Origin of the sequence: Streptomyces sp. NPDC021356 (genome assembly GCF_040641015.1) — a bacterium.
Lineage (GTDB): Bacteria > Actinomycetota > Actinomycetes > Streptomycetales > Streptomycetaceae > Streptomyces.
This window is the reverse complement of the sequence record NZ_JBFACU010000005.1, coordinates 206313-223335: the sequence shown is the minus strand read 5'-3', so window position 1 is coordinate 223335 and position 17023 is coordinate 206313. Positions and strand designations below refer to the sequence as shown.

General features: G+C 73.9%; 16 protein-coding genes, 1 tRNA gene and 1 pseudogene. 12 read left to right on the top strand and 6 right to left on the bottom strand.

The genetic code is table 11. The features are described from left to right. Positions 1–40: 40 nt before the first annotated feature. Positions 41–412 (bottom strand): YchJ family metal-binding protein, encoded by a 372-nt coding sequence (locus tag AB0G56_RS08825; RefSeq protein ID WP_360965759.1) that lies wholly within the window; start codon positions 410–412, stop codon positions 41–43. A 153-nt stretch (positions 413–565) separates the two neighbouring features. Here AB0G56_RS08825 and AB0G56_RS08820 point away from each other — a divergent pair, with 153 nt between their 5' ends. After that, positions 566–889 (top strand): dsRBD fold-containing protein, encoded by a 324-nt coding sequence (locus AB0G56_RS08820; RefSeq protein WP_360965756.1) that lies wholly within the window; start codon positions 566–568, stop codon positions 887–889. A gap of 11 nt (positions 890–900) precedes the next feature. Then, entirely contained in the window at positions 901–2193 is a 1293-nt protein-coding gene (locus AB0G56_RS08815; RefSeq protein WP_360965754.1) for a phosphoribosyltransferase family protein, read from the top strand. Positions 2194–2244: 51 nt separating this feature from the next. Here AB0G56_RS08815 and AB0G56_RS08810 read toward each other — a convergent pair. Continuing rightward, positions 2245–2329: transfer RNA gene (locus tag AB0G56_RS08810), tRNA-Leu, on the bottom strand. Positions 2330–2535: 206 nt separating this feature from the next. Here AB0G56_RS08810 and AB0G56_RS08805 point away from each other — a divergent pair. From AB0G56_RS08805 to AB0G56_RS08795, 3 genes are all read left to right on the top strand, one after another. Continuing rightward, the gene (locus AB0G56_RS08805) at positions 2536–3861 is read left to right on the top strand and encodes a M20/M25/M40 family metallo-hydrolase (protein ID WP_360965751.1); all 1326 of its coding nucleotides are present in this window, start codon (positions 2536–2538) and stop codon (positions 3859–3861) included. Positions 3862–4019: 158 nt separating this feature from the next. Further along, positions 4020–4253: a chaplin ChpH gene (chpH, locus tag AB0G56_RS08800; protein WP_018570377.1), complete on the top strand. Its 234-nt coding sequence runs from the start codon at positions 4020–4022 to the stop codon at positions 4251–4253. Between the two features lie 200 nt (positions 4254–4453). After that, positions 4454–5332, top strand: a complete 879-nt coding sequence (locus AB0G56_RS08795) for a chaplin (RefSeq protein ID WP_360965747.1) — start codon at positions 4454–4456, stop codon at positions 5330–5332. A 118-nt stretch (positions 5333–5450) separates the two neighbouring features. Here AB0G56_RS08795 and AB0G56_RS08790 read toward each other — a convergent pair whose 3' ends face one another. After that, positions 5451–5639, bottom strand: a complete 189-nt coding sequence (locus AB0G56_RS08790) for a DUF5703 family protein (RefSeq protein WP_037859559.1) — start codon at positions 5637–5639, stop codon at positions 5451–5453. A gap of 47 nt (positions 5640–5686) precedes the next feature. On the opposite strand from AB0G56_RS08790, the gene AB0G56_RS08785 reads away from it, so the two are divergent. Further along, positions 5687–6463 (top strand): hypothetical protein, encoded by a 777-nt coding sequence (locus AB0G56_RS08785; protein WP_360965744.1) that lies wholly within the window; start codon positions 5687–5689, stop codon positions 6461–6463. A 90-nt stretch (positions 6464–6553) separates the two neighbouring features. On the opposite strand, the gene AB0G56_RS08780 is transcribed toward AB0G56_RS08785, so the two are convergent. Together AB0G56_RS08780 and AB0G56_RS08775 are read right to left on the bottom strand one after the other, a co-directional pair. Continuing rightward, the gene (locus AB0G56_RS08780) at positions 6554–8944 is read right to left on the bottom strand and encodes a helix-hairpin-helix domain-containing protein (RefSeq protein WP_360965741.1); all 2391 of its coding nucleotides are present in this window, start codon (positions 8942–8944) and stop codon (positions 6554–6556) included. Then, complete coding sequence (locus AB0G56_RS08775; protein ID WP_360965738.1) at positions 8941–9924, bottom strand: aldo/keto reductase; 984 nt, start codon at positions 9922–9924, stop codon at positions 8941–8943. The genes AB0G56_RS08780 and AB0G56_RS08775 overlap by 4 nt, the downstream gene beginning before the upstream one ends. Before the next feature lie 196 nt (positions 9925–10120). On the opposite strand from AB0G56_RS08775, the gene AB0G56_RS08770 reads away from it, so the two are divergent. Continuing rightward, complete coding sequence (locus tag AB0G56_RS08770; protein ID WP_360965735.1) at positions 10121–11176, top strand: LLM class F420-dependent oxidoreductase; 1056 nt, start codon at positions 10121–10123, stop codon at positions 11174–11176. A 282-nt stretch (positions 11177–11458) separates the two neighbouring features. Further along, positions 11459–12250: pseudogene (locus AB0G56_RS08765) on the top strand (ferritin-like domain-containing protein). 123 nt (positions 12251–12373) lie between these two features. On the opposite strand, the gene AB0G56_RS08760 reads toward AB0G56_RS08765, so the two are convergent. Further along, positions 12374–13375, bottom strand: a complete 1002-nt coding sequence (locus AB0G56_RS08760; RefSeq protein WP_360965732.1) for a magnesium and cobalt transport protein CorA — start codon at positions 13373–13375, stop codon at positions 12374–12376. A 61-nt stretch (positions 13376–13436) separates the two neighbouring features. Between AB0G56_RS08760 and AB0G56_RS08755 the strand changes: the two genes are divergently transcribed. From AB0G56_RS08755 to mshC, 4 genes are all read left to right on the top strand, one after another. Further along, complete coding sequence (locus tag AB0G56_RS08755) at positions 13437–14123, top strand: histidine phosphatase family protein (protein WP_360965729.1); 687 nt, start codon at positions 13437–13439, stop codon at positions 14121–14123. A gap of 79 nt (positions 14124–14202) precedes the next feature. Then, a complete protein-coding gene (locus AB0G56_RS08750) occupies positions 14203–14793 on the top strand; it encodes a DUF3090 domain-containing protein (RefSeq protein WP_360965726.1) in 591 nt (196 codons plus the stop codon). Continuing rightward, a complete protein-coding gene (locus AB0G56_RS08745) occupies positions 14757–15596 on the top strand; it encodes an SCO1664 family protein (RefSeq protein WP_360965723.1) in 840 nt (279 codons plus the stop codon). The genes AB0G56_RS08750 and AB0G56_RS08745 overlap by 37 nt, the downstream gene beginning before the upstream one ends. Before the next feature lie 190 nt (positions 15597–15786). Further along, on the top strand, positions 15787–17016 hold the full coding sequence (gene mshC / locus AB0G56_RS08740) for a cysteine--1-D-myo-inosityl 2-amino-2-deoxy-alpha-D-glucopyranoside ligase (protein WP_360965720.1): 1230 nt from the start codon (positions 15787–15789) through the stop codon (positions 17014–17016). Positions 17017–17023: the final 7 nt, after the last annotated feature.

Below are 17023 nucleotides of genomic sequence, written 5' to 3'. Positions count from 1 at the left end.
GACAAGACCCACGGTGCCAAGGTCCTACGGTTCTACGGTTCTACGCCAGGAAGTCGCCGTCCACGTACGCCCACGCCCCGTCCACTCGCTCGAAACGGCTGCGCTCGTGCAGCGAGCCGCCCCGGTAGGACGCCCGGAACGTCACGGTCCCGGTGGTGTGGAAGGCGGAACCGTCCGCCGCGCCCAGGATCTCCAGCCCCGTCCAGCGCAGCCGCGGATCCAGGTCCAGCCGCGCGGGCCGCGTCCGCGGGTGCCAGGTGCGCAGCAGGTACCCCGCGTCCTGCCGCACGAAGGCGCTGTACCGCGACCTCATCAGCGCCTCGGCGCTCGGGACGGCGGCGCCGGCGTGGTAGCGGCCGCAGCACTTCTCGTACGGCCCGGTCAGCCCGCACGGGCAGGAACGCGTGGTCATGGCGCCCATTGTGCCCGCGCCCGCCGGACCCGGCGCGCACCGCCGGCGCCCGCCCCCGGCACGACCGCGCGGCACGCACGCGCCCGAGGCACAGTGGAAGGGGTGCGAGAGGGAGCCCGCAGTCCCGGCGACGAAGCTGAGGAGGGACCGACGATGACGCGACCCGTGGACACCGCGGACACCGGCCGGCCGGTGTCCGTCAAGGAGTGGCGGCTCAACCTGTACCTGTCCGAGCACGACCCGGACACCACCGCCCGGATCGTCCTGGACACCGGTGACAACGTCCTGGAGAGCTGCGCGGAGGCCCGCAGGAGCCCCTACGACTGCGCGGTGCCCGACATCGGCGACGAACTGGCCGCGGGCCGGGCCCTGATCGCGCTCGGGCGCGACCTGCTGCGCGCCGCCGCCGGCGACATCGAGGCGGTCGGAGCGCCGGAGGCGACCTCCTCCGCGCCGCTGTGGTCCTCCGGGGAGTGAGGGAGCCCCCGGTGCTCTTCACGGACCGGATCGAAGCGGGCAGGCGGCTCGGTGCCCGGCTCGGGCACCTCGCCGGCCAGGACGTCGTGGTGCTCGGACTGCCGCGCGGCGGCGTGCCGGTGGCCGCGGCCGTCGCGGCGGCGCTCGACGCCCCGCTGGACCTCTGCCTGGTACGGAAACTGGGGGTGCCCGCCCAGCCGGAGCTGGCCATGGGCGCGATCGGCGAGGACGGGGTACGGGTCGTCGACGACACGGTCGTGCGCCAGGCACACGTCCCACCGGACGCGCTGGAACGCGTCGAGGAACGCGAGCGGAGGGAACTGCTCAGGCGGGCCGCGCGCTACCGCGGCGACCGCCCGCCGGTCGCCGTCGCCGGGCGGACCGCCGTGGTCGTCGACGACGGGGTGGCCACGGGTTCGACCGCGCGGGCCGCCTGCCGGACGGTACGGGCCAGGGGCGCGGCGCGGACCGTGCTCGCGGTGCCGGTCGCACCACCGGACTGGACCCGGCGGCTCGCGGGCGAGGCCGACGAACTGGTCAGCCTGGAGACCCCCCTCGGATTCTTCGCCGTGGGCCAGTTCTACGGCGACTTCGCCCAGCTCGACGACGAGGACGTCGTCGCCTGCCTGCGGCGCGCACCGGCCGCCGCCCGGCGCGCGGCGGCCGACCGGGAGGTGGAGGTGACGGCGGGCGCCGTGCGGCTGGGCGGGCGGCTGACGGTCCCCGCGGACCCGGCCGGGATCGTCGTCTTCGCGCACGGCAGCGGCAGCGGCCGGCACAGCCCGCGCAACCTCCACGTCGCCGCGGGGCTGAACCGGGCCGGCCTCGGCACCCTGCTGTTCGACCTGCTCACCGAGGAGGAGGCCGGGCACCGGACCAACGTGTTCGACACCCGCCTGCTGGCCGCGCGGCTCGCCGACGCCACCCGCTGGCTGCGCGCCCGGTCCGAGGCCCGTGACCTCGCCGTCGGCTACTTCGGCGCCAGCACCGGGGCCGCCGCCGCGCTGCGGGCCGCCGCGGAACCCGACGCCCGTGTCGCCGCCGTCGTCTCCCGGGGCGGACGCCCCGATCTGGCGGGACCCGCCCTCCCCGCGGTGACCGCGCCCACGCTGCTGGTCGTCGGCGGCGCAGACCCGACCGTCCTGGACCTCAACCGGCAGGCACAGACCGCCCTGACCTGCGAGAACCAGCTCTCCGTGGTCCCAGGCGCGACGCACCTCTTCGGCGAGCCCGGCGCCCTGGAGACGGTGACGGACCTGGCCCGCGACTGGTTCACGGACCACATGAGGGCCACGCGCGCGTGAGGGGCACAACGCGAGAACGGCGCCGACCGTGGTCGACGCCGTTCTCCTGTGTGTCCGAGGGGGGACTTGAACCCCCACGCCCGATAAAGGGCACTAGCACCTCAAGCTAGCGCGTCTGCCATTCCGCCACCCGGACAAGGTGTCTGTCGTGCGGGGTTTCCCTCGCGGCGACGACGTAAACATTACCAGGCTTTCCGGAGTGCCCGATCACCCCGGCCCCCGCGTGAACGGAGTGTGACGGGCCGGGACCGCTCTTGGGGCGGAGCCGGGGAGGGAGGGAGGATGAGGGGACACCACCGGCACACGAGGTGGCCCACCAGCACACCAGCGGGAGGAAGCAGCGTGAGCGAGACGGACACGGCCAGGGGCGTCACCGGCGAGGACGAGGTCGTGGACCTCTGCCGTGAGCTGATCCAGATCGACACCAGCAACTACGGCGACCACTCGGGCCCCGGCGAGCGCAAGGCCGCCGAGTACGTCGCCGAGAAACTCGCCGAGGTGGGCCTGGAGCCGAAGATCTTCGAGTCGCACCCGGGCCGAGCCTCCACCGTGGCCCGCATCGAGGGCGAGGACCCGTCCCGGCCCGCGCTGCTGATCCACGGCCACACCGACGTCGTGCCGGCCAACGCCGACGACTGGACCCACCACCCCTTCTCCGGCGAGGTCGCGGACGGGTGCGTGTGGGGGCGCGGCGCGGTCGACATGAAGGACATGGACGCGATGACGCTGGCCGTCGTGCGCGACCGGCTGCGCAGCGGGCGCAGGCCCCCTCGGGACGTCGTGCTCGCCTTCCTCGCCGACGAGGAGGCGGGCGGCACGTACGGTGCCCGGCACCTGGTCGACCACCACCCGGACCTCTTCGAGGGCGTCAGCGAGGCGATCAGCGAGGTCGGCGGCTTCTCCTTCACGGTCAGCGAGCAGCGGCGGCTCTACCTGATCCAGACGGCCGAGAAGGGCATGCACTGGATGAAGCTGACCGTGGCCGGCACCGCGGGCCACGGCTCGATGGTCCACCGGGACAACGCGATCACCGAGCTGTCGGAGGCCGTCGCCCGCCTGGGGCGCCACAGGTTCCCGGTGCGGGTGACCAAGACCACCCGGGCCTTCCTCGACGAACTCGGCGACGCGCTCGGCACCGAGCTGGACCCCGAGGACATGGAGGGCACGATCGCCAAGCTCGGCGGCATCGCCAAGCTGATCGGCGCGACCCTGAGCAACACCGCCAACCCGACCCAGCTCGGCGCCGGTTACAAGGTGAACGTGATCCCGGGCGAGGCCACGGCGCACGTCGACGGACGTTTCCTGCCCGGATTCGAGGAGGAGTTCCTCACCGACCTCGACCGGATCCTCGGCCCCAAGGTCAAGCGGGAGGACGTGCACGCCGACAAGGCCGTCGAGACGACCTTCGACGGGGACCTCGTGGCGGCGATGCAGTCCGCGCTGCTGGCTGAGGACCCGGCCGCGAAGGCGATCCCGTACATGCTCTCCGGCGGCACCGACGCCAAGTCCTTCGACGACCTGGGCATCCGGGGCTTCGGGTTCGCGCCGCTGAAGCTGCCGCCGGAGCTGGACTTCGCCGGCATGTTCCACGGCGTGGACGAGCGGGTGCCGGTGGACGGCCTGAAGTTCGGCGTGCGCGTGCTGGACCGCTTCCTCGACGCCTCCTGACCTCGGTCAGCTTCCGCTTGACCCCGGTAATCGGCCGCGTGTGCGGAAATGACTGGGAAGGGTGAATGCGACGATAAGCTCGTAGCTCCATTACTCCCTCCTCGTTACAGGTAATGCGATCAGCAACACGGGATCGCTTTTGCCAACTAGGAGGAATAATGATCAAGAAGGTCGTCGCTGCCGCGGTTGCCACCGGTGGGCTGGTTCTCGCGGGCGCGGGCCTGGCCGCCGCCGACTCCGGAGCCCAGGGTGCCGCCGTGCAGTCCCCGGGCGTCGTCTCCGGCAACGTCATCCAGGTGCCCGTGCACGTGCCGGTGAACGTCTGCGGCAACACGATCTCGGTGATCGGGCTGCTGAACCCCGCCTTCGGCAACACCTGCGTCAACAAGTGACGTTGTGCCCCGCCCCGTGAGGGTCTGACTTCATCGACTCCGTGGGGGGTCTGAACCCGTCGGCCCCGGAGCGCGCGCCATGCGCTCCGGGGCCGACCGGTTTTCGCGCGCGGCCGTGACGGTGACGGTGCATTTCCCGCCCGTTCACGAAGAGCGCGTTCCGGAAGCTTCGAAAAGGTCGAGAGCAGGGATTCAGCAAAATGCGACAGGTCACCCGCAAGGGCCTGATGACCGTGGCCGCCGCCACCGGCGTGATCGCCGCGGCGAGCGGTGCCGCGTACGCCGACGCGGGCGCCGCCGGCGCGGCGGCCGGCTCGCCGGGCGTGCTGTCCGGCAACACCGTCCAGGTGCCGGTGCACGTGCCCGTGAACGTCTGCGGCAACACCGTCAACGTCGTCGGGGTGCTCAACCCGGCGGTGGGCAACAAGTGCGCCAATGTCGGTGGCGGCGGTGCCTCCGGCCACGGCCACGGGGGGAAGGGCCACGGCGGGAAGGGGCACGGCGGCCCCGGCGGTGGCGCGCAGGCCGGCGGGCACACCGGGGGATCGCCGGGCGTCGGCTCCGGCAACACCGTCCAGGTGCCGGTGGACGTCCCCGTGAACGTCTGCGGCAACAGCGTCGACGTGATCGGCGTGGGCAACGCGGCGCTGGGCAACACGTGCGCGAACACGGGCGGCGGCCACCACACGCCTCCGGGTGGCGGCCACGGCAACCCGCCCGGTCACCCTGGTCACCCGGGGCACCCTGGTCACCCGGGGCACCCCGGTCACCCAGGCACTCCGGGTACCCCCGGCCACCCCGGCACGCCCGGTCACCCTGGCACCCCGGGGCACCCCGGAGCGCCCGGCACCCCCGGCCACCCGGGTACGCCCACCACCCCGCCCGGCCCGGGAGGCCGGACGCCCGGCGGGGCCGTGCACGTCAACCACCCCGGCACGCAGACCGTCACCGCACCCCGCGGCAGCGGACAACTCGCCCACACCGGCAGCGAACTGCCCCTGGGTCTCGCCCTGCCGGCCGGCGCGGGCGCGCTGCTGGCGGGCGCCGTGCTGTTCCGCAGGGCGCGCGCCTCGGTCTGATCCGGCAACCGGCGCCTCACCCCCGGTAGTCGGGCAGGGGAGCGTCCGGTGAACGGTCACGCGCGCACGACCCAGCGGGCCCCGCGTCGGCGGGGCCCGCTGGGCCGGGAGCCTCAGCTCACCACGTGGCACGCACCTGGCGGATGATCCGCCGGCGCAACCGCACCCTGCGGCTGCCGTCGCGCAGCAGGCTCAGGCGGTACAACTCCCAGTGTCCGTACTCGGCGTGGTCCGTCAGCAGACGCGTCGTCTCCTTGCGGGACACCCCGCGCGGGACGAACACGTCGACAAATTCGTATTCCGGCATCGCATCTATTGTGCGGGCTGGGGCCCGGTACGGATAGCGTCTGCACTATGTCTGATGCTGCGCAGCCCACCGCTGCCGAGGTACGCGCCGCCGCCGAGGCGGTCAAGACCGCGCTCGACCGTCACCTGGCGGCGGTCGAACGCAGGTCGGGGGACGACGACCCGGCCGTCTACGAAGCGTTCAACCAGCTGGCCGCGGCCGCAGAGGCGTACGACGAGCTGCTCTACGACCACTACGACGAGGTCACGCCCTTCGAGATCCCCGGCGACGACGCGCTGCCGCCGTACACCGGCCCCGAGGAGCCGAACGCGATCAGTGTCCTGATCCGCCGCGACTACGCCGTGGCCGAGCCGCAGCGGCTGCTGGCCCAGGCCGGGCGGGTGGAGGCCGCGGACGCCGAGATGGGCACCGGTATGGGCGCGGGCACCTCCGACACGGTGCACGGGGCGCTCGGTGTGCTGTTCGGCGAGTTCGAACCCGACGAGATCGCTTCCCGGCACAAGGAGTTCGGTTTGGAGGAGGGCGACTCCACCCTCTGGGTCACGGCCGCCGACGAGCCCGCCGATCCGGGCGACTGGCTCGAATCACCGTTCGATCAGGTCGACCCGGAACGTGTGGTCTGCCGTTTCGACGTCAGCGCGGTCTTCGACGACGAGCTGGACGAGGACGAGGACGACGACCTGGCGGGCGACGAGGAGCCGGCGGACGACGAGGACGCCGACGCCGGCGACCTCGAATCCGACCTCGACGAGGACGACCTCGGCTCCGGCCTCGACGAGCAGGACGACGAGGACCTGGAGCCACTGGACGCGACCGACCGCTGACGTGCCCGGGCCTACCCGGGTGCCGGCCCCGCCCCGGTCGCAGCACCAGCCAGGGCCGGGACCGGACCGGGACCCGCCCTGGGCCTGCCGCTACTGGGGCCGGGGCCCGTCCTGGGCCTGCGGGGCCAGCAGGACGGGCAACCGTGTCGTGCGCGGCTTGGCCGGAACCTCGGCCACGGCCCTGGGGAGCGCCTGCTCCACACCGTGCACCACCGACAGGTGGCGCTCGGCCCGGCCGAACGCTGTGTAGACCCACGGACGGCTGAGCGCCTGCGCGGCGTCCCCGGGCAGCACCACGACCGCCGCGGGCCACCGGCCGCCCACGGCCTGGTGCGCGGTCAGCGCCCACCCGTGCCGTACGCAGCCGTCCACCCGGTCCCTCGGGACGACCACCGGCATGCCCGCGCACGACAGGTGCAGTCCGTCGGCGTCGGCCTTCACCACCTGGCCGGGCAGCGTACGGCCGGGGGCGGGGGAGTAGGCGACACGGTCGCCCGGGTCGAAGCCGCCGAAGCGGCCGGGGCCCGGATTGAGCCGTTCCTTGAGGGCCGCGTTGAGCACGCGGGTGCCCGCGGCGCCGCCGTGCCCCGGCGTGATCACCACGGTCTGCTCGGCCGGGACGCCGATCGCCCGCGGCACCGAGTCCGCGACGAGCTGCACGGTGCGGTGCACGGCCTCGCCCGCGTCCCGTACCGGGACGATCACGACCTCCTTGCCGGGCGCCTCCACCTGGTTCAGCTCGCCGACGCCGATCCCGGAGACCAGCTCGCCCAGGGGACCGGGGTCCGGCACCCGCGAGGCGACGTGCGGGCAGATCCGCGCCGTCAGCAGGTCCGCGAAGACCCGCCCGGGGCCCACGGACCACAGGACCGCGGGGTCTCCGGCCAGTACCAGCCGGGCGCCGTCCGGCAGCGACTCCACGACCAGCGCCGCCGTCTCGACGTCCAGCTGGGGCGCGTCGAGCACGACGAGGAGGTCCAGGTCGAAGGCGCCGTCCGCGTCCCGGCCCGGCCCCTCGGCGCCGGACAGCAGCCCGGCCACCGTGACGGCGGCGGGCCCGTCCGCCTCGGTGAAGGCGCCCCGGCCGAGCGGGCTGTGGGTGGCGGCCCACGCGCGCAGCCCGAGCCCGCGCGCCTCCCGGAGCAGCCGCGCCGCCTCGCAGCGGGAGGCCTCCCCGCCCGTGTGCAGCACCAGGCCGTGCCGCGCGACCGCTCGGATCAGCTCGGCGGTGGAGCCCCGGGCCGCGGCGGCGGACCGCTCCCAGGCCTCGGCCGGGCCGTCCTCCTTCGGTACGGAGTTGACGAGCCGCTCCAGGCCGTCGGCGAGGCTCTCCTCGGCGAGCGCGTACCGCTCCAGGCCGACGAGGACGCGCACCGGACGCCGCTCGCCGGCCTCCCCGTCGGCTTCGTCCTCGCCGGCGTCCTCACCGCCGCCTCCGGCAGCCGGTGCCCCCGGTTCGTCCAGCGCGTCCTGGAACACCAGGGCCTCGCCCTCCGCGAGCGCGTCCCGCAGGGCGGCGTCCGGGTCGGGCACGCCCCGCTGGGCCAGCGCCGCGGTGAGCGCCGGCGCGTCGAGCGAGGTGTGTCCGGCGAGCGCCGCCTGCTCCAGGAGCCAGACGGTGAAGGCCCGGCCGCGCCGCTCGTCGGCGGGCCCGCACTCCGCGCCGAGCAGGGCCCGCGCGAAGCCGTCGGCCTGCTCGGGCCGCACCCCGGGGACGCGGAGCAACTGCCAGGGGTCGGCCCGCAGAAGGTCCTCGGCGCTCTCGCCGAGAGCCGTGGCGACCGCGAGGGCGAGCGTCTGCGGGGCGCCGCCCTCGCTCAGCACCCGGCCCGCGGCCTCGACGGTCCCGGCGGCGGGAGCCGCGGGCGCGGGGGTCGCGTCGACGGGGGTGGGCGCCGGTCGCCGCACCGGCTCCGGAGCGGGCCTGCGCCGTACCGCCTCCGGCTCCGGCTCGGCGAAGACGGCGGCCGCGGGTTTCTCGCCGCTCTCCACGGCCCGCACCGCGGCGAGCAGATCGGCCGCCCGGCCGCTGAGCTTGGTCCCGCTCTCGATCGGCGCCGTTTTCTCCGCCTTGCGCCGCTCGATGCGCTCCCGCTCGATCCGCTGCGCGGCGATCTCGGCCTCGGCCTCGGACACCCGCCGTGCGTCGTCGGAGCCGTCCTGCTGCCCGCTGCCGGGGTCGCCCTGCCGTGCGTCGTCGGAGCCGTCCTGCTGCCCGCTGTCGGAGCCGTCCTGCGTCCCGGTCCCCGGTTCGGCTCCGTCGCCGTTTCGACCGGCTCCGGCCCCCGCTTCCGCCCCGCCGGTGTCGTCGGCGCCCTCAGTGCCCGTGTCCGCTCCGTCCGCCCGGTCCGTACCGCCGTCGCCCGCGTCGGCACCCTGCCCCTCGGTGCCGGCCGGGTCCGGGCCCGCGCTCCCCGGATCCGGGACGCCGTCCGGGGTCCCCGGCCCGGTGTTCTCCGTGGTCTCCGGCTCCGTGCTCACAGCGTGCTCCAGTCGTGATCGGGATAGCGGTGCACGGGCGCCGACACGTCGTCGAGCGCCCTGCAGATCTCGTCAGGAAGACTAAGGGTCTCCACTGACAATGCGGCCGTGAGCTGCTGCGCCGTGCGCGCGCCCACGATCGGGGCGGTCACGCCGGGCCGGTCCCGGACCCAGGCGAGCGCGACCTGGAGCGGGGTCACCGCCAGCCCGTCCGCCGCCGTGGTCACCGCGTCGACGATGCGGCCGGCCGTGTCGTCGAGGTACGGCTCCACGAACGGTGCCAGGTGCTCCGATGCGCCCCGCGAGTTCGGGGGCATCCCGTCGCGGTACTTGCCGGTCAGCACGCCCCGGCCCAGCGGCGAGGAGGGCAGTATGCCGATGCCGAGGTCGAGCGCGGCGGGCAGCACCTCGCGCTCGACGCCCCGTTGCAGCAGCGAGTACTCCATCTGCGTGCTCGCCAGCCGGGTCCGGGTGCCAGGCGCCGCCAGTTGCCAGGTCGCCGCCTTGGCCAGCTGCCAGCCGCAGAAGTTGGAGACCCCGGCGTAGCGCACCCGGCCGCTGCTCACGGCCAGGTCGAGCGCCTGGAGGGTCTCCTCCAGCGGCGTGTACGGGTCGTACGCGTGCACGTGCCACACGTCGATGTAGTCCGTGCCGAGGCGGCTGAGCGAGGCGTCCAGGGCCGCCAGCAGATGACCGCGGGAGCCGTCGAAGCGTCGGTCGGGGTCCGGGACGCTGCCCGCCTTCGTCGAGACGATCAGGTCGTGGCGGGGGACGAGCCCTTCCATGAGCCGCCCGAGCAGGTATTCGGCCTCTCCGTCGCCGTACACGTCGGCCGTGTCGACGAGGGTGCCGCCCGCCTCCCAGAACGCCTTCAGCATGTCCGCGGCGTCGTGCTCGTCGGTGTCCCGGCCCCAGGTGAGGGTGCCGAGGCCGATGCGGGACACGCGCAGGCCCGTACGGCCGAGATGCCTCTGCTCCATGAACGCCGAGATTACTGGCCACGGATGCCGCGTGGGTGACCTGTGGACAACCCGCCCCCGCCCGCGTGGACAACCGCCCCCGCCCGCCCGGCGCCGGACGAGGCGGCCGTCACACCCGCCGCGATCTGCCGCGCTGCCCGGCCCCGCGCTAGGGTCTCCCGCACAGGCACGTTACTCATGGGTAAGGGGATTGGGCATGCGGCTCGGGATCAACCTCGGCTACTGGGGTGCCGGCATGGACGCGGACAACCTGGCCGTCGCGCAGGAGGCGGACCGGCTCGGTTACGACGTGTGCTGGGCGGCGGAGGCCTACGGCTCGGACGCGGCCACCGTCCTCACCTGGGTCGCGGCGCAGACCGAGCGCATCGACGTCGGCTCGGCCATCTTCCAGATCCCCGCCCGGCAGCCCGCGATGACGGCGATGACCGCGGCCACGCTCGACTCGCTGTCCGGCGGCCGGTTCCGCCTCGGGCTCGGCGTCTCGGGCCCGCAGGTCTCCGAGGGCTGGTACGGCGTCAAGTTCGACAAGCCGCTCGCCCGCACCCGCGAGTACGTGGAGATCGTCCGCAGGGCGATGACCCGCCAACGGCTGACGTACGACGGCGAGCACTGGACGCTGCCGCTGCCCGGCGGCCCCGGCAAGCCCATCAAGCTCACCGTGCACCCGCAGCGCGAGCACATCCCGCTCTACATCGCCGCGATCGGCCCGAAGAACCTTGAGCAGACCGGTGAGATCGCCGACGGCGCCCTGCTCATCTTCCCCTCCGCCGAGCACCTGGAGGAGACGGCGATCCGCCACCTGCGGGCCGGCCGCGAGAAGGCCGGGCTGTCGCTGGACGGCTTCGACGTCTGCCCGACGGTGCCCCTCGCGCTCGGCGACGACAAGGACGTCCCCGCGCTCGCCGACACCTTCCGCCCGTACACGGCGCTGTACGTCGGCGGCATGGGCAGCCGCAAGCAGAACTTCTACAACCAGCTCGCCCGGCGCATGGGGTACGAGAGCGCGGCGGCCGAGATCCAGGACAAGTACCTGTCCGGAGACAAGCAGGGTGCGGCGGCCGCCGTACCCGAGGAGCTGATCGACCGGACCACGCTGCTCGGTTCCGTCGACCGGATCGCGGACCGGATGCAGGCCTACGCGGCGGCCGGTGTCACCACCCTGACCCTCGCTCCGGCGGGCTTCACCCTGGACGAGCGGCTGGCCTCGCTCCGCGCAGGCACGGAGGCCCTGGAGCGCGCCGGGCTCGCCTGAGGCGGCGGGGCGGCGGAGGTGTGAGCTTTCTGCGGCCGTGGTGGGGGCTCGGGGGGATGTTCCCCGCCACGGCCGTCACGGGGAACAACGCGCCGGAGCCCGCCGGGTCACGCCCCGCGCGCCGGTATCCGCTGCCCCGTTCGGCGCAGCCGGCCCCCGCCCGTGTTGCGTCGGCCCCGTGCCCGCACTTGACTCGTCCCCTGCGGCGGTCGGGCGCTTTCGGCGACCCGGCGCTTTCGGCGACCCGGCGCTTCCGGCGGCCCGGCCGGGAGGTGGCCCACGATGCTTTCGCCGAGGAGCCTGTTCCAGGAGATCCTCGACCACGACGAGTCCTTCCGGCTGTTCTGCTCGATCGCCGCCGGCGGGGAGGCGCAGGGCGGCTGGGAGAACGGGCGGATCGCCGCCCTCGTACCCGGGAGCCGACGCGCGCTCGCCCCCAGGATCGCCCGGCACGGAGCGGACGAGGACAAGCACGGGCGCATCTTCCGCGCGCTGCTGAGGAGACGCCGCCTGGACCCCGTCGAGGTGCCCGCCGACACCGACTGCACGATGCTCCTGGAGCGCCGGGGCATCGGCCTCGCGCACACCAGGCTCCGGTCCGAGGAGCCGCTCACCGAGCAGGCCATCATCGTCCACCTGGCGCACAGCAGGGTCACCGAGCAGCGCGCCGCCGAACAGATGGACCTGCTGCGCCGGCACTTCGGCGACCACCCCGACCTGGGGCGCGGTGCGGATGATCGCCCGGGACGAGGACGACCACCTCGCCTACTGCCACGAGGAGCTGCTGCGTCTCGCCGCCGCCGGGCACGGCAGGGCCGTCCAGCGAGCCCTGCACCGCTGCGCGCTCGCCGAGATCCGCGTCCACCGCGACGTCAGCCCCGCGGTCATGGCCCGGACGGGCCGGGCCGCATCCTCGGCTGGTCGAGGGGCCGCTCGGCGCTCCTGGCGGCGGGTGTCCGCGCCGTGTACGGCTACGAGCGGTGCGGCGGCTGGCGCCGCATGGTGACCCTGACGATGCCCGAGCGGCGCGACGCACTCGGCGGCCCCGCGTCCCCCGCCCCGGAATACGCCTGACCGCCCCGAGTACGCCTGACACTCCCGAGTACGCCTGACCACCCCCAAGTACGCCTGACCACCCCCGAGAACGTCTGACCGCCCCCGCGCGGGTGCCCCCACGCGCCCCCCCGGAGCACGCCCTCACAACCACTCCCGCCGTTTGAACTGCCGGTAGAGCAGCACCTCCAGCACGGCCATCACCGCGATCACGGCCGGGTAGGACCACAGCCAGTGCAGCTCGGGCATGTGGTCGAAGTTCATGCCGTAGATGCCGGCGATCATCGTCGGGATCGCGGCCATGGCCGCCCACGCGGAGATCTTCCGCATGTCGTCGTTCTGCTGCACGCTGGTCTGTGCCAGATGCGCGGAGAGGATGTCGGAGACCAGGCGGTCCAGGCCCTCCACCGACTCGTTCACCCGGGTCAGGTGGTCGCTGACGTCCCGGAAGAAGGGGTGCGCCGAGTCGTCCACGAACGGGACGGTCGCGGTGAACGCGCCCACCCCGGTGCCGCCGAGACGGGACATCGGCAGGGCCAGCGGGCCCGTCGCGCGCCGGAACTCGGTGATCTGGCGCTTGAAGTTGTAGATCCGGGACGCGGTGTTCCGCGAACCGCCCCGGTCGGGCGAGAACACCTCCGCCTCCAGCTCCTCCAGGTCCGTCTGCAGCTCGGTCGCCACGTCCAGGTAGTGGTCGACGACCGAGTCGGCGATCGCGTACAGCACGGCCGTCGGACCCTTGCCGAGCATCTCCGGCTCCTGCTCCAACCGGTGCCGTACGCCCGTCAGCCCGTCACCCTCGCCGTGACGCACGGTCACGACGAACGAGTCGCCCAGGAAGATCATGATCTCGCCGGTCGAGACGGCGTCGCTCTGCGGCTCGTACACCACCGGCTTCAGCACCGCGAACAGCGAGTCGTCGTAGACCTCCAGCTTGGGCCGCTGGTGCGCCTTCAGGGCGTCCTCGACCGCCAGCGCGTGCAGCGCGAACTCCTGGCTGACCAGGCCGAACTCCTGCGCGGTCGGCTCGTGCAGCCCCACCCACACGAAGCCCCCGGCCGCCCGTGCCTCGGCCAGGGCGTCGGAGAAGTCCTCCGGGCCCTCCGTGCGGTGCCCGCCGCGGTAGATGCCACAGTCGACGATCACGGAGCGTGTTCTCCCTTCGCCCGGCCCACGCCGGGGCCGCGTATACCCCTACCCTGGCCGCATGCCCACGCTGATCCTCCTCAGGCACGGACGTTCGACCGCGAACACCGCGGGACTGCTCGCCGGCTGGACACCCGGCGTCGCACTCGACGAACGCGGCACCGCGCAGGCCGCCGCGCTGCCCGGCCGGCTCGCCACTCTGCCGATCGCCGAGGTGGTCACCAGCCCGCTGCAACGCTGCCAGGAGACCGTACAGCCCCTCCTGGACGCCCGCCCCGGCCTCGGCGCGCACACCGACGAGCGGATCGGGGAGTGCCACTACGGCGACTGGTCCGGCCGCAAGCTCGCCGAACTCAAGGACGAGCCGCTGATGGAGGTCGTCCAGGCGCACCCGTCCGCCGCGGCCTTCCCCGGCGGCGAGTCCCTGCGCGCCATGCAGACCCGCGCCGCCGAGGCGGTGCGCGAGTGGAACGCGCGCGTGGAGCGCGACCACGGCGCCGACGCGGTCTACCTGATGTGCTCCCACGGCGACATCATCAAGTCCCTCGTCGCCGAGGCGCTCGGTCTCCACCTCGACCTCTTCCAGCGGATCTCCGTCGAACCCTGTTCGGTCACGGCGATCCGCTACACCCGGTTGCGGCCCTTCCTCGTGCGCCTCGGCGACACCGGCGACCTCGCCTCGCTGGCGCCGCGCGAGGAGCCCGCGGGCGGCGACGCACCGGTCGGGGGCGGCGCGGGCGCACCGTGATCGTCGGCCGCAGTAGGGTGAAGCGGTCGCCCGCGACCCACAGATTCCGTCGTTTTCCCGATCCCCATGGAGACAGGACGTGTCCCGTCAGGTGTTCCTCTACGACCTCCCGGACCGTTTCGTGGCCGGTACGGTCGGACTGCCCGGACGCCGTACGTTCTTCCTCCAGGCCACGGCCGGCCCCCGGGTGACCAGCGTGGCCCTGGAGAAGACCCAGGTCGCCGCGCTCGCCGAACGCATGGACGAACTGCTCGACGAGGTCGTGCGCCGCAGCGGCGGCAACGCGGCCGTGCCCGCGGTCGCCCCCACCGAGATCTCCGACACCGGCCCGCTGGACACCCCCGTCGAGGAGGAGTTCCGGGTCGGCACCATGGCCCTGGCCTGGGACGGCGAGGAACAGCGCATGATCGTCGAGGCCCAGGCCCTCGTCGAACTCGACGCCGAGTCCGAGGAGGACCTCGCCGAGGCGGAGGAGCGGCTGCTCCAGGACGAGGAGAACGGCCCTCCGATGCTGCGGGTCCGGCTCACCGGCGCGCAGGCGCGGGCCTTCGCCAAGCGTGCGCTCGACGTCGTCAACGCCGGGCGGCCGCCGTGCCCGCTGTGCAGCCTCCCGCTCGACCCGGAAGGACACGTATGCCCGCGCCAGAACGGATACCGCCGCGGGGCGTGACGCCCGGCCAGGGCCCCGCCGAACTGCTCGCCCGGGGTGAGCTGACCGTGCGCGGCCGCATCCGTGAGGCCTCCAACGCGGCGCTCCTGTGCACCGTCGCGTACGAGGGCCGTCAGGCGTCCTGCGTCTACAAGCCGGTCGCCGGGGAACGCCCGTTGTGGGACTTCCCCGACGGCACCCTGGCGGGCCGCGAGGTCGCCGCCTACGAGGTCTCCGAGGCGACCGGCTGGGGCCTGGTGCCGCCCACCGTGCTGCGCGACGGCCCGTACGGCGAGGGCATGGTCCAGTTGTGGATCGAGGCGCAGGCCGAGGGCTTCGACACCGAACTGCTCGCCCTGCTGGACGCGGAGGAGCCGGGGCCCGGCTGGAAGGCGATCGGCTTCGCCGAGGTCGGCGAGGGCCGTACCGCGCTGCTGGTGCACGCCGACGACGAGCGGCTGCGGCGGCTGGCCGTCCTGGACGCGGTGATCAACAACGCCGACCGCAAGGGCGGCCACCTGCTGCCCGCCCCCGGCGGCCGGCTGTACGGCATCGACCACGGCGTCGCCTTCCACGTCGAGAACAAGCTGCGCACGCTCCTGTGGGGCTGGGCGGGCGAACCGCTGCCCCAGGAGGCGCTGTGCGTCCTCAAGGGCCTCAGGGACGCCCTGGGCGAGGGCGGCGGCCTCGCGACCCGGCTGACCGCCCTGATCTCCCCCGCGGAGATCGACGCCACCCGCGCGCGCGTGGAGGCCCTCCTCACCACTGGCCTCCACCCGGAACCGTCGGGCGAATGGCCGGCGATCCCCTGGCCGCCGGTCTAGCGACGGCGGGGCGGGGCAGAGCGCACCCGCAGCCCCCACCGCGCCCCCCGTGCGCAACCCCCGCACACCCCCGGGCTAGGCACCCCCAGCGCATGCGCAGCACACGCCTCGCGATCCCGCAAGAACGCCTTACCGGCCATCTGCGAGATCCGGTTCGTAGACGGGACCGCGGTCCGGTTACGCTCATGACATGCATGCCTGGCCCGCTTCCGAGGTCCCCGCCCTGCCTGGTCAGGGCCGCGACCTGAGGATCCACGACACCGCGACCGGGGGCCTCGTGACCCTCGACCCCGGTCCCGTCGCCCGTATCTACGTCTGCGGCATCACGCCGTACGACGCGACCCACATGGGTCACGCGGCGACCTACAACGCGTTCGACCTCGTGCAGCGCGTGTGGCTCGACACCAAGCGGCAGGTCCATTACGTCCAGAACGTGACCGACGTCGACGATCCGCTGCTGGAGCGGGCGCAGCGCGACGACGTCGACTGGGTGACGCTGGCCGAGCAGGAGACGTCCCTGTTCCGCGAGGACATGACCGCCCTGCGGATGCTGCCGCCCCGGCACTACATAGGCGCCGTGGAGGCGATACCCGGAATCGTCCCGCTGGTGGAGCGCCTGCGCGACCTGGGCGCTGCCTACGACCTCGACGGGGACGTCTACTTCTCCGTCGAGTCCGACCCCCACTTCGGCGCCGTCTCGCACCTCGACGCCGCCGCGATGCGGCTGCTGTCCGCCGAGCGCGGCGGCGACCCCGACCGCCCCGGCAAGAAGAACCCGCTGGACCCCATGCTGTGGATGGCGGCCCGTGACGGCGAACCCAGCTGGGACGGCGCATCCCTGGGCCGTGGCCGGCCCGGCTGGCACATCGAGTGCGTGGCCATCGCCCTCGACCACCTCGGCATGGGCTTCGACGTCCAGGGCGGCGGCTCCGACCTGGCCTTCCCGCACCACGAGATGGGCGCCTCGCACGCCCAGGTGCTCACCGGCGAGTTCCCCATGGCCAAGGCGTACGTCCACGCCGGCATGGTCGCGCTGGACGGCGCGAAGATGTCCAAGTCCAAGGGAAACCTCGTCTTCGTGTCACAGTTGCGGCGCGACGGCGTGGACCCGGCCGCCATCCGGCTCGCCCTGCTCGCCCACCACTACCGCTCCGACTGGGAGTGGACCGACCAGGTGCTCCAGGACGCCGTCGCGCGGCTGGACCGCTGGCGCGCGGCCGTCTCCCGGCCCGACGGCCCGTCCGCCGAGGCGCTCGTGGGGGAGATCCGCGACGCCCTCGCCGACGACCTGAACGCCCCGGCCGCGCTCGCCGCCGTCGACCGCTGGGCCGCGCTCCAGCAGGAGCGGGGCGGCACGGACACCGGCGCCCCGGGCCTGGTCTCGCGCGCCGTGGACGCCCTGCTGGGCGTGGCCGTCTGACCCGTAC